The organism is Adlercreutzia sp. ZJ176 (genome assembly GCF_011038975.1).
GTDB lineage: Bacteria > Actinomycetota > Coriobacteriia > Coriobacteriales > Eggerthellaceae > CAAEEV01.
In genome coordinates this window covers 42,887-56,315 of the sequence record NZ_JAAKEC010000019.1, presented here as the reverse complement: position 1 = coordinate 56,315, position 13,429 = coordinate 42,887, and the positions used below count along the sequence as shown (strand labels likewise).

6 protein-coding genes, 1 tRNA gene and 1 pseudogene are annotated in these 13,429 nt (G+C 61.3%); 6 read left to right on the top strand and 2 right to left on the bottom strand.

All coding sequences use genetic code 11. The features are described from left to right. The first annotated feature begins 209 nt into the window (after positions 1 to 209). From G7Y50_RS10320 to G7Y50_RS10305, 5 genes and pseudogenes are all read left to right on the top strand, one after another. Positions 210 to 285 (top strand) — tRNA-Phe (locus G7Y50_RS10320). Positions 286 to 423: 138 nt separating this feature from the next. Continuing rightward, a pseudogene (locus G7Y50_RS12090) lies at positions 424 to 2,085 on the top strand (DUF6020 family protein); the annotation flags it as partial. Positions 2,086 to 2,200: 115 nt separating this feature from the next. Continuing rightward, positions 2,201 to 2,671 (top strand): 5-(carboxyamino)imidazole ribonucleotide mutase, encoded by a 471-nt coding sequence (gene purE, locus G7Y50_RS10315; RefSeq protein ID WP_165056570.1) that lies wholly within the window; start codon positions 2,201 to 2,203, stop codon positions 2,669 to 2,671. Between the two features lie 539 nt (positions 2,672 to 3,210). Beyond that, positions 3,211 to 5,709, top strand: coding sequence for a thiamine pyrophosphate-dependent enzyme (locus G7Y50_RS10310; protein ID WP_241156616.1), 2,499 nt, complete (start codon positions 3,211 to 3,213; stop codon positions 5,707 to 5,709). Further along, positions 5,706 to 6,305 carry an indolepyruvate oxidoreductase subunit beta gene (locus tag G7Y50_RS10305; protein ID WP_165056571.1) on the top strand — a complete coding sequence of 200 codons (600 nt, stop codon included), beginning with the start codon at positions 5,706 to 5,708 and terminating at the stop codon, positions 6,303 to 6,305. Before G7Y50_RS10310 ends, G7Y50_RS10305 begins: the two co-directional genes overlap by 4 nt. Positions 6,306 to 6,381: 76 nt before the next feature. Here the strand turns inward: G7Y50_RS10305 and G7Y50_RS10300 are convergent, their stop codons facing one another. Next, positions 6,382 to 6,711 (bottom strand): type II toxin-antitoxin system RelE/ParE family toxin, encoded by a 330-nt coding sequence (locus G7Y50_RS10300; protein ID WP_165056572.1) that lies wholly within the window; start codon positions 6,709 to 6,711, stop codon positions 6,382 to 6,384. Continuing rightward, positions 6,708 to 7,076, bottom strand: coding sequence for a hypothetical protein (locus G7Y50_RS10295; RefSeq protein WP_165056573.1), 369 nt, complete (start codon positions 7,074 to 7,076; stop codon positions 6,708 to 6,710). Before G7Y50_RS10295 ends, G7Y50_RS10300 begins: the two co-directional genes overlap by 4 nt. Before the next feature lie 1,054 nt (positions 7,077 to 8,130). Here G7Y50_RS10295 and G7Y50_RS10290 point away from each other — a divergent pair. Further along, a complete protein-coding gene (locus G7Y50_RS10290) occupies positions 8,131 to 13,368 on the top strand; it encodes a SpaA isopeptide-forming pilin-related protein (RefSeq protein ID WP_165056574.1) in 5,238 nt (1,745 codons plus the stop codon). Positions 13,369 to 13,429: the final 61 nt, after the last annotated feature.

Below are 13,429 nucleotides of genomic sequence, written 5' to 3'. Positions count from 1 at the left end.
CGCGGCGGCGCGCGCGATGGCGCGGGGCCCGGCGGCAGGCGGCGCGGGACCTGGCGGCGCGTGCGGCGGCGGTCGGCGCGGGTCCCCGAGCTCCCGCCCCCCGGGCCCCCGGCCAGGTGATTCTCGGTATGCCGAAAAAAGTCCTTGCCAACCGGCGCGCGAGGCGCTAAAATATATCACCGCGTCAGAAACGGAAGTTTCTCGCCTTTGGTCGGGTAGCTCAGTTGGTAGAGCAGCGGACTGAAAATCCGCGTGCCGAGGGTTCAAGTCCCCCTCCGACCACCATCAATTGCAAGAGCCCCTCGCTGAGGGGCTCTTTTGCTACCGCGTCACACCGAGTCATGCCGAGTTGCCGAGTCTGAGGAGGCAGGTTCCATCTCGCTTGAGGAGCGTCACAGCCAGGATCTCTTCGCGCGCTTGGGCATGGCGGCGCGTGACTGGGCTGCGCTTCTGGGGATATCCGCAGTGGTGGCCGTGCTCGGCGTGCTCGGTGTCTCGTACGTGGTGGGGCAGGGCTGGCCGCTGTTCGACGGCCCGACCACCGTCTTGCTCTGCGTCGCCTCCACGATCATCGCGGGCGTGTGTTTGCTGGCGGTTGACCAGGGGCTCATCCGCGTGGCCATCCGCTGCCGTGCGGATGAGGGTGGGGATGGTGAGCCGCTCCTCGCGCGGCTCACCCCCGCGTGGCGCCCGCGCAGCATCGCGCTGTTCGCGCTGGTCATGGCGCTGTTCTGGCTCCCCTGGCTCATCGCGAACTACCCGGGCGGCACCTATTGGGACACCTACTACCAGATCTTCCAGTGCTACCCCGAGAACCACCCCATCGCCATCATCCCGTACGCGGAGTGCTACGACAAAACGCTCACCGACGCCTACTTCTGCGATCACCACCCCATCTTCGACACGCTGATCTACGGCGCGTTCGGCATGGCCTCCGACGTGCTCACGGGCAACTGGATGGCAGGCGTGTTCACGTTCGTGTGCCTGCAGGGCGCGGCGCACGTGGTGGCGTTCACCGCGGCGGTGGCCTACCTGCGCGTGCGGCGCTGCCCGCTTGTGCTGTGCTTCGCGGCGTACGCGTTCTTCTGCCTGATGCCGTTCGTGTCCACGTGGGCGCTGTGCATGGTGAAGGACAGCCTGTTCGGGCTCTTCTACATCCCGTACCTCATCATGCTGTTCGAGGTGGTGCGCACGCGCGGCGCCTCGCTTGCACGCACGCGGACCGTGGTGCTGTTCGCGCTCGTGGCGCTTTTGCTGTGCCTCACGAAGAAGACGGGCCTGTACGTGGTGGTGCCCACGGCGCTCGCGGCGGCGTGGGTGTACCGCGCGCATTGGCAGCCGCTCGTCGCGCAGGCGCTCCTCTGCGTGACCATCATGTTCGCGCTGCTGCCGATGCTGGTGTTTCCGCTGCTCAACGTGGCGCCGGGCGGCAAGCAGGAGGTGCTCGGGCCGCTCTTCCAGCAGACGGCGTACTACGTGACCTACTACGGCTGCGACGTGACCGACGAGGAGCGCGAGGCCATCGACGCGCTGCTCGAGTACGACAACCTCCCCAGCCAGTTCACGTTCGACTTCCAAGACGAGGTGAAGTACCGCTACAACCTGGACGCATCGACGGCCGACATCGTGCGCTACCTGCAGACGTGGGCGGCCCAGGGGCTGCGCCACCCCGATGCGTATCTGGGCGCGCTCATGTCGCTCGCGGGGTTCTACACCGCGCCGGTCGCGCCGGCCAACATCCGCATGGTCACGGTGGACACGCACATGGGCCCCGACAACCGTTACATGCTGTGGAACCCCGACGAGCTTGACTGGTTGCGCAACGGCATGGCCGACGCCTACGACGCCATCGCCCACGTTCCCGTGCTCGACCTGCCGCTTCTGGTGGTGGTGTACGCGCTCTGGCTGCCGGCGGCGCTGCTGTTCGTCATGTGGCGCCGACGCCTGCGCTGCGGCGTGCTCTTCGTCCCGGCGATCGTGCTGCTGGGGTTCTGCGTGATCGCGCCCGTGTTCGACGCGCGCTACTGCGTGCCCCTCTTCAACGGCGCGCCGCTCCTCGTGTGCATGGTGGCGGTGCTTTTGCGGGCTGACGTGGCGCGCAGGCGCCGCCCCGCCGCGTCTGGGCCCGCAAATGCGCTACCATGGTCTCCGTTGGCAAATGCGCCGGCGGGTTCGCCGGCAGACGCGCGAAGGAGGAACGATGGCGGAGGTTCAGGAGACGCCGCTGGTCGGCATCATCATGGGGTCGCAGTCGGACATGGCCGCGATGGAGCCCTGCATGGAGCAGCTCAAGGCGTTCGGCGTGCCGTACGAGGTGAAGGTGGCGAGCGCTCACCGCAAGCCCGAGGTCGTGCACGCGTGGGCGTCCGGCGCGCACGAGCGCGGCATGAAGGTGATCGTGGCGGCTGCGGGCAAGGCCGCGCACCTTGGCGGCGTGGTGGCCGCGTTCACGCCTCTGCCGGTGATCGCCGTGCCCATGAAGACCTCTGACCTGGGCGGACTCGACTCGCTGCTCTCCATGGTGCAGATGCCCTCGGGCGTGCCGGTGGCCACCGTGGCCATCAACGGCGCGAAGAACGCCGCCATCCTGGCCGTGCAGATGATGGGCACGGGCGATGCGGCCATGCAGCAGAAGATCATCGACTTCAAGCGCGCGATGGCCGAGGCGTAAGGGCGCGCCGGCGGGTCCCGGCGGCGGGTCCCAGCGGTGGGTTCCAGCGGGGCGGTGGGACACCCCGGGCGGTGGTGTCGGGCGCGGACGCCCCGAGCACGCCTGGCGCCCGCCGGAGGGCGACGGGCAAGATCGGAAGGGCTCCTAAAAGGCGTTTTCGATCGCGGAGGCGGGCCGTGCAGCTTTCCGAGGCGATTTTGGCAGAAATCGTCAGATCTTTGTCAACATCGAGGCCTGTTGGGAGCCTCTGCGCGAGCCCTTGATTATGTGAAAATGTAAAAGGGCAGGTCAGAACTATAGGCATATGCGACTGATGTGTGAACAAACAGAAGGAACCTTGTTTGGCCACCAGAAATCGACAAAGATCTGAAGATTTCTGCCAATTTGCCGAGATTATTTTGCACGGAGTCGTTGATGGAGCTGTCAAGGTTCGGCGAGTAGCCGGTGTCGAGGCCCGGTGGGGCGGCTCGGAGCTCGGCGGGCCGTCAAGGTGGTGCGAAGGGGCGCGCGGAGTCGCGCGAAGCGTAAAGGAAAGCGGAATGACGAAGAAGCTGTTGATGGGGAACGAGGCGTTCGCCCACGCGGCGCTCGAGGCGGGCGTGCGCGTGGTGGCGGGCTATCCGGGCACGCCGTCGTCCGAGGTCATCGAGACGGTGGCGAAGCGGCATGCGGCGGGCGTGGCGCGCGGCGTGCACGTGGAGTGGTCGACCAACGAGAAGGCGGCCCTCGAGGTGGTCGCGGGCGCGGCGTACTGCGGCGCGCGCGTGCTGTTCACGTGCAAGCAGGTGGGCCTCAACGTGGCGAGCGACGCGCTCATGTCGCTCAACTACGTGGGCGTGCGCGGCGGCACGGTGCTGTTCGTGGCCGACGATCCCGGCCCCATCTCCTCGCAGACCGAGCAGGACACGCGCCGCTTCGCCGCCTTCGCGAAGGTGCCGGTGCTCGACCCCTCCACGCCTGACGAGGGCTTCGCCATGATGAAGGCGGCCTTCGAGCTGTCCGAGCGCTACTACACGCCGGTGATCGTGCGCCCCACCACGCGCATCTGCCACGCGTCCACGTTCTTCGACGTGGCCGACGAAACCGAGGCGCGCCCCGTTCCCACAGACGGCTTTGCGAAGGATCCGAAGTGGGTCATCTTCCCGCGGCGCAGCTTCGAGGCGCACGGCGAGATCAACGAGCGCCTGCGTGAGATTGCCCGCGACTTTGCGGAGGACCCCGCGTTTGCGGCGTTCAACCCCGTGGTCGAAGGGGGCGGCGTGAGCGCGGGAAGTAGTGCGGCCGCAGCTGAGGTCGTGGCTGCCGGTGGCTCGCCTGACGCCGCCCCTGCCGTCGGCTCGCTCGCGGCCCCCACAACTCCCGCGACCGCCAGCGGCGCGGCTGCAGCCCCCGCAGCCCTTGCGACCGCTGCAGCCCCCGCCCCGCGACTCGGCATCCTCGCGGGCGGCGTGTCGGCGGCGTACGCGCGCGAGGCCCTCGCGATCATCGAGTGCGAGGCGCGCGCTGCCGGCGCAGCTGTCCCCGCGTACCGCTTCATGCAGGTGGGCACGCCCTACCCCTTCCCGGCTGACGCCGTGGCGCGCTTCGCCGAGGGGCTTGACGCCGTGCTCGTGCTCGAGGAGCTTGACTACGTGCTCGAGGACGAGCTGCTCAGGCTCGCGGGCGCGCGCCAGCTGCCGGTGCGCGTGCTCGGCAAGCTCACGGGCGACGCGCGCGACCGCGGCGAGAACACTACCGAGGACGTCGCCCTGCGCATCGCACGCTTCTTCGATGAGCACGGTTTCTCGGGCGAAGCGTCGAGAAACACGCGATCTGATACCGGAGAGGTGCGCAGCGGCGACTCAACGGGCACGACGCTCGGCAAAACCGCAGGTCAGAATTTGGGCGAGGAAGCGTCTTCCGTTTCGGAAGGGGAAAGCGGCGCACGCGCGGTATCAGATCGCGCATTTCTCGCCACTTTGGTCGAGGAGGCGTGCACGGAGGCCGCGTCCGCGCGCTACGAGGGGCCGCTGCCGGTGCGCCCGCCCGTGCTGTGCGCGGGCTGCCCGCATCGCGGCAGCTTCTACGCGGTGAAGCGCGCGCTCGGCAAGCGCGACGCGGTGCTCTGCGGCGACATCGGCTGCTACACGCTCGGCAACGCCAAGCCGCTCGACGCCGTGGACACCTGCCTGTGCATGGGCGCGGGCATCACCATGGCGCAGGGCTTCGCCGTGGCCGAGCCGCACAAGAAGCAGGTGGCGTTCGTGGGCGACTCCACGTTCTTCGCGAGCGGGATCACGGGCATCGTGAACGCGGTGTACAACGGCCACGACATCACGGTGGCGGTGCTTGACAACGCCACCACGGCTATGACTGGCTCGCAGCCGCATCCCGGCACGGGCGTCACGCTCATGGGCCCTCGGCGCAAGCCGGTGAGCATCGAGGGCATGCTGCGGGCCATGGGCGTGGAGTGCATCACGTTCGCCGACCCGCTGAACCTGGAGGAGTCGCTCGGCGCGGCGCGCGAGGCCATCGACTTCGAGGGGCCGTCGGCCATCATCTTCCGCTCGCCGTGCATCCAGCTGAAGAAGCCCGAGCCCGCGGTGCTCATCAGCACCGATGCGTGCACGGGCTGCAAGAAGTGCATCACCGAGATCGGCTGCCCGGGCATCGGGTTCGACGCTGACGCGCAGGGTCCGCGCAGCAAGGGCCGCGGCCAGGCGTTCGTGGACGCGAGCCTCTGCAACGGCTGCGCGCTGTGCACGCAAGTGTGCCCCTTCGAGGCGATCACGGTGCCGGCGCCGAACGAAGCGAACGCGGAAGCGGAAGTGACGAACGCGCCGAATGGGGCGAACGCGGAAGCGGAGGCGGAGGCGGAGGCGAACGCGGAAACGGCAGCAGCATGTCATCCTGAGCGAGCGAAGCGTGTCGAAGGATCTCCTTCGGCGGCGCAGGCAGGCTCGCAGGGCGCGGCGGCGTCGGCAAGCTTGCAGGGCGCGGCGGCGTCGGCAAGCTCGCAGGGCGCGCCAAGCGAGGCAACGGAAGGAGGCGCCCGATGATCAACGTGTTGCTGACGGGCGTGGGCGGCCAGGGCACGGTGCTCGCCGCCAAGGTGCTCGCGCAGGCGGCGCAGAGCAAGGGCTGGCAGGTGCGCACGGCCGAGACGATCGGCATGGCGCAGCGCGGCGGCAGCGTGATCTCGCACGTGCGCATGGGCAGCGACGGCGAGCAGGTGCACGCGCCGCTGCTCACGCGCGGCACGGCCGACCTCGTGATCGCGTTCGAGCCCGGCGAGGCGGCCCGCGTGCTGCCCTTCCTCGCGCCCGACGGCGTGCTGGTCACGGCGACCACGCCGGTGCAGCCGGTGACGGCGGCGCTGTCGAAGGAGCCCTATCGTGCGGCGGACGTGCTGCGCGGCATCGAGGGCGCCCTCGGCGCAGGGCAGGCGCTCGTGCCCGTTGACGACGCGGCTCTCACGGAGCAGGCGGGCAATCGCAAGGCGCTCAACACCGTGCTTCTGACCTGCGCCATCGCGCAGAATCATATCCCCGTCACGGTCGAGGAGCTCAAAGGCGCACTGGCTGCCTGCGTGAAGCCGCGCTTCGTGGACATGAATCTGCAAGCAGTAGACAAGACCTTGCAAGCCATAGGATAGGGCCTCGCATAGGCCTTGCCCATGGCTTGCCTAGCCGATCGCGTCTCTCAGCGTCAAATCGAGGGCACGGTGCCGCCTAAGGGCGTTCGTCTTCTTGACCGCTTTTGAGCCTTTGCGACGCTTTTGCGAAGACCTTGCTTTTGTCCCTCTGATCGATGGCGATGATCTGGACTACCTCGACGCGGCCTTCGCGTATCCTGAATATGATGCGGATGCCGCTTGCTCGGAACTTCAGCTCCTTGCAGCCTGCGAGCTTGCCGGCTAGCGGCTTTCCGATCTCGTCGGCGCGCAGGGCGAGGCGGGCGATTCCCTTGTCGACCATCGTGCGCGTCGATCCGCTAAGTGCGAGATACTCTTTGTAAGCCGCCCTGTTGTAGAACTCGACCTTGAAGCGCGTGCTCGTCATGAGAAGAGCTCCGAATCGGGGACGGGATCAGCGACTTCGTCTTCGACAAGCTTTGCGAACGCATCGCCCCCGATGGCTTCTTCGACAGGTATCCCCCTGCGATTGGGGTCAGCGTCGCCCTCCGTCAGCCGCGTCGCCGCGATGGCGTAGAGGCGCTCCTCCCGCAGGCGCTCGAGCTCAACCGCCATCTGCTCGAAATCGTCAAACCCGACGATCACGGTGTCAATCCCGTCGTTCCGATCAGAGACGAACAACGGCGCGCTCTTGGCGCGGCGGCGCATCTCCCCGAAGTTCTTGCTCGCCTGTGTGGAGGTGACCACCTGGTCGCGGCCGAATGCGATCTTTCCTTCTACCACAGCTACCATGAAAGCTCCGTTCCTCGTTGCTTTTAATCCGTATTTTAACACGGTTTAGATACGTATATAAAGGAAGCAAATGGGGCCAGTGCAATCCTCTCCGCATGCTGGCAAGGTAGATGCGCCGCCCAATGGTGGCCCGTGTGGCTCGCTTCGCTCTCGCCGTGTTCGGCGGCCAGCAATCCGCGAAAAAGACAGGGCCGTGACGCATTCCCATGGCGGCTCGACGCTGCTATAATGCGGGTGTACCAGCAAAGCCCGTCTATTCTTAACTGGGGTACGGGCGGCGCAGGTGTGTATGAAATGGCGGGATCAGCTAGCTCTGGTCCCGCACCTTTCTCCCTTCGTCATCCGTTCGCGTGGTTCGAAGTTCTCGCCAAACCTCCAGAAGGAAGTTTGCTATTGTGGCGACCGCAGCAGCGGCATATAGAATTGTCACCATGGCAACGCTCCTTTCTCGAAGCGCCGCCCGCGCGGACTTTGCTGGTACGCGAGCGATTCTAGCACGCAGAAAACGCGGTGGGAATACAGTCAGGCCCCTTACAAATAAGATGACAGCGGCAGCCCATCACACGGCCCGTCGCGCGGTGCCGCAGTGGTTCGTCGTGCGGTCTGTCAATGCGAGATTCCAAGCCCCCCTTAGTGTCATCCTGAGCGCAGCGCCCGAAGGGCGCGAAGTCGAAGGATCTGACCCCAAGCCCTCTATCGCTCACATTCTCTATCGCCCGCACTCCCCGTGCTTTCGCACCTCCGCACCACCCCGCGCCCCCGGCGTCCCGCACCACCCCGCGCTCCCAGCGCCCCCACCATCCCCGCGCCCCCCAATGGGGGAGGGGTGACAAAATAATCCCCATAATGGGGGAGGGGGTACAATTACTCCCCAATTGTGGACTTAGAGTAACATCTAACTTACAATCATCGGTACTGATAACGCTGGACATGCTGGACGAGCAGCGCCTTGCGGTGAACCAGACCGCGCCGCGCATGCAAGTCAGCGCGCAAGTGCATCTGTACTCCCTGGTCGCAGGTGCGCTGGCGTGGAGTACGAAGGTGGTTGGGTGCCATGCGGGCTTATCTGGAGGCTGCTCGCGAGAACAGAAAACTGCAAAGGATCGCGCTTACCGTGGCGGCGTTCGCTGCGGTTTTTGTCGTTCTCGGCGTGTTCTGGGTGCTGAAGAACACGGGCATTGCCATGACGGGGGACCCCACCTGCGGGTTCGTCGAGCACGCCCACGGCGACGCCTGCTACGAGAAGACGCTGAAGTGCGGGCAGGAGGAGCTGGAAGCTCACACGCACTCGATAGCGAACGGCTGCTACGCGGTGTCGCAGCCGCAGGCGCAGACGCCGACATCCGCACTCGAAGCCTCGCAGACGCCCTCGGCGGCCTCCGGATCCACGCAGGCAACAGGCTCTCAGTCCACGCAGACCCTCGTGTGCGAAAAACCCGAGACCCCAGGCCACACCCACACCGACGCGTGCTACGAGAAGACCCTCACCTGCACCACCCCCGAGCACACCCACAGCGAAAGCTGCTATGGCGACGCCAAGGCCGACGTCGAAACGGCGAAGGACTGGGAGGCAACCCTGCCCGCCAATCTGACTGGCACCTGGCCCAAAGATGTGGTGGCCGTTGCGCAGTCGCAGCTTGACTACACCGAAAGCCAGAAAAACCTCACTGCGAACGAAAAAGGCGAGCAGAAGGGCTACACCCGCTACGGCGCGTGGGCCGGTACCCCCTATGCCGACTGGAGCGTGTCCTTCGCGGCCTTCTGCCTGCACTACGCCGGCGCGAACGACTATCCGGTCGGCAAGACATGCGCCGAATGGACGCAAGCGCTGCAGAGTCCAGAATATGGGTCGTATCACCCCGTGGAAAGTGGTTATGAGCCCAAGCCGGGTGACGTGGTGTTCTTCGCGAAGGACGAAGATGCGCAAAAGGTGGCAACTGCCCGCACGCAGGCCGCACAGGCTCTGGCACAGGCACAGGCTGAAGCTGCCGAGGCGCAGGGTGCGGAAGCCGCGCAAGCCGAAGAAGCTGCCGCACAGGACGCGCAGAGTGCAGAAATAGCAGCACAAGATCAGGTGACGGCCGCCTATACGGAAGTTACTGCCTTGGCCGACCATGTTGGCATCGTGGAAGCGCTGCTGCCCGCCGACCAAAGCAACCCCGACCGCATTCGCGTAATTCTGGGCGATGTGGAAGACAAAGAAAGCCACGCCGGCAAAGTGCAGCGCACCGACTACGCTCGCGCTGACGCGCGCATCCTGGGCTACGCAGAGGTCCCCGAAAACGCAGAAGTGCTGCAAAAAATGATGGATGCCCGCCAGGCCGCTGGCGAGCCCCAGGCGCAAAGCGATAACCAAATCACCCAAACCTTCCAGGGCGAGGGATACACCGTGAAGGCGGTTTATGAGCCTGAGGCTCAGCTGCCCGAGGGTGCTGAGCTGCGGGCTACCGAATACGCGAAGGATTCAGGACACTACCAGCAGCGCTACGCCGAGGCTGCCGCGCAATACGGTTGGGAAGCTGATCCCGCTGATGGTATCCGCCTGTTTGATGTGGGCTTTTATGTGGGGGTCCAGGAAGTGGAGCCCGCTGCGCCGGTTGCGGTGACCATTAGCTGCGCTGGTCAGCAGCAAGATATAACCTATGAAATCGTCCATTTTGGCGACGAGCTGGAAACGGTGCAGGCAGAAACCACCAACAACAACGATGGCCAAGACATCAGCTTTACTCTAAACAGCTTCTCCGATATGTTCATGAAGCCGCAAGTGCTGAATGCGGGCGGTGGAGTTGGCGCGAGCGGCCGAGCTGCTTCTGCTAACAAAAACGTTGCAAAGCTGACTTCGCATAAAAAGACCATCGACGCTCTCCGCGATGATACAGGTGCGGACAATCCCGACACGGATTTGGACAACAAAACTCCTACCGAACAAAAAAAGGACCTCTACCGTCTCTATCTGGACGCCACTCTGAAGACTGAAACGCAAGGCATTGACCTCGTGATCGTTGTGGACGAGTCGAGCAGCATGAGCGGCAACGACATGGGGGATCGGAAAAGAAGGGACGTCGCGGTTGAGGAGATCCTGAACGATACAGGCGCTGATAAAGGAATCATCAACGGCTTTTTGAGTATGAATGAAATGAACCGAGTTGCAGTTGTGGGCTTTTTTGGAGATGCGGATACAACGGGATATCTAACAGATGTAGAACCGTTAAGCAAGAATAAAGATAACGCCGATGGAGGTTGGGTATCTGGCACATGTGATCCAGTAAACGTGCAAGCAAAAGAATTACGAACGAAATGGGAAGAGGTAAATGGACTACCGATACTGGTGCCAACAGGGGATCATTACACCAACTATATAGCCGGATTGAAGAAAGCAGAGGATTTATTCAAGCAATCGACGGCGAATAATAAAAAAGCGTTGATCTTCATTTCTGACGGTGTTCCGACGATTTACTACCCAACCGGCGACGTTGAAAAAGGAGAAAAAGAAGGCGGCGGGTACGGATATATGAATCCCGACGTGACAGGGCCCAGCAAAGACGAAACCAAGAAGTACTTTGCAAACACATTCTGGCCAAATAATAATACCGTTGATGTCTACACTGTCGGTATTTTTACCGGTAGAGGTTCAGCGTTGCCTGGTGAAGACGCAACGCTGAAGGAAATGGCGAATGCGAGCGGCGGGCGATATCTTCCCGCCAGCAATAAGGATGAGCTGGAAAAAGACTTGCTAGAGTCCGTCATGGGCGCATATGCCACCAATCTGAAGATAGAAGACACCCTGAGCGAGTATGTTGACTACTACAACGGCCAACCTGACCTTCAGGTTGTCATGAAAAATGCTGGGGGTCAAGAAACGCTGCTCTATGGTCGCGACGAGAATGGCAATATTGGCATTACGACCGCCGGCCAGGACAAGCTGGAAAGTGTGGCATATTACCCCAGTTCAAGGAAAGTAGTAGCAAAGTTTAAGCAGGATTATGAGGTTGAATCCGGATGCACCTACGCTCTTTCCTTTAACGTGGTGGCTACGAACAAAGCATATGATGACTATGCGACCGATAATACATACGGCGACATCACAGGTAATGACAAGACCGATTACGGCACAAATGCTACTAGCTCAAATAAGCCGGGTTTCCACTCGAATGACAAGGCTACCGTCAGCTTTACGTCAGGTGGAACAGAGCAACCACCAGTTGAATACGAGCATCCTGTCATTCAGGTAGAGGGAGATAAGCTTGTTACTCCTGACATCCCGACTACCAATACCGACGGAACGCTTACATGGAACAAAACCATCGACGCCTTCCGTGACGGTGTGGATAACACCGATACAACTCTCGATGAGGCGACCGACGCCCAAGGCAATCCCATCGACAAGACAGACCTCTACCGTCTGAATTTGACCGCCGAGCTCAGCCCTCAGACTGAACCCCTCGACCTGCTGATAGTCGTCGACCAGTCCGGCAGCATGCAGGAATCCATGAAAAATGCAGATGGAACCTCTATCCGACGAGATGAAGCAGTTCGACAGCTTTTGAATGGCACGGATAACGAAAATGAATTCGAAGAGAAAAAGAAAGACGGATTGATATATCAGTTTCTTTCTGCGAATCCGAATAACAATGTTGCAGTAGTGAACTTCCAGGGTCGATGGGAGTACTACGAGCCCTACGACATAAATACCAATTATGACGCTGGTACGCTGCTGCAATGGACGAAAAATGCTGGTTATGTTGATGTCGCTGGACAAGATAAAAACGGAACCCATTACTGTGCGGGGTTTATTCAAGCTGGAAAAGAATTGGACAACGAACAGATCAAAGCGAATGGCCATAAGAAAAAAGTATTGTTTATGTCCGATGGTGAGCCTACATATTACCTTACAGATATATACAGCTCCACATACAAGTTAGGTGATGGCAGTAACTATGGGAGAGAAGAGTACGAGCAATCCCTAGCCTATTTTGACCAGTACATAAAAAGTCGTGAAAATCTTGCTGTTTATACCATCAGCATTGCGTCAGAAATTAAAGAATATAAAGGGCATAATATCTTAGAGGAAATGGCTGGCACGCAAAACTATTATCCAGCGGATGATGAAAACTCGCTAAAAGCAGCCATCACTAGAGTGATGTATGACAGCATGTACTCTGATCTTGCCATCGAGGACACTTTGAGCGATTACGTTGACTACTATGATGCTCAACCTGATCTTAAGGTCATCGTGAAGGATGCTGGGGGTACCGAGACGGTGCTCTTTGGGCCAGAAGACGAAACCAGCCCAGCTGGCATTAAGCCCGCAGGCCAGGGCATTCTCCAGTCCGTCAATTACGTCTCTGCAGACAAAAAGGTTAAAGCGATCTTCAAGCCAGACTACATACCAGAACCTGGTACTAAGGTCACCCTTTCATTTAACGTGAAGACCACCGCTAAAGCCTATCAGGACTACTCTGTGGCGGAAGGCAATTACCTGGATGGTGGCTCTAGTGGAAGTCCTGTTATGGGTGATAAGAACACGGATTATGACGCTGCGCATTCAACCAGCTCTGAGAAGCCAGGCTTTCATTCGAACGCCATTGCAACTCTGAAGTACAAAAAGAATGGCGGAGATATCGAGACCAAGGAATATCCTAATCCCGTTGTACAGGCGGCAAGCAGTGATTTCGTTCTGTGGAAGACGAGTGATAAAGCGAGCGATAAAGTGACCGAATCTGGTCTTGCGGGTGCCGAGTTTAAGCTTTATCGAAAAGCCCGGGAAGGTGAGACAGGCGTAGCAGTGAATGGGTTGGAAGGTACGTATGTCGAGGCAGATGGGGGAGTAACGCCTGCTGCGTCTGAGGGAAAGATCGAGGGCCAGCTAGCATTCGAAAACCTGGTTCCCACTGACGTTCTTGGTGACACATACTACTTGGTCGAAACCAAGGCTCCGCTCGGACATGCGTTGCTCACGAAACCTGTCACCATCGAACTTGCACATGGCACCGAAAACGGTGAGATTGTGGGCACCAAAACGATAGATGCGAGCACCGACGAAACGTATACGGACTCAACGGGCACGCCTCAATCAGTCGGAACGGAACTGGAATCTGAAACGGCCACCATCACAGGTGCCAACGGCACGACCAAGACAGTTCCCATAGTCAAGGTTGTAAACAAAGCGGGCGTTGTGCTGCCTGAAACGGGTGGCTCGGGCACCAGCGTTTATGTTGGTTTGGGTGTGGCGTTGATGACGTGCGCGGGCGTGGGGATCGCGGCGAAGCGACGACGAGGCGTGCGCGTCTAGCGCAAATCTAGTGAAAAAGCAAACAAATGTATGCGCTCAGAATTCGAGCGTTGGCGATAGC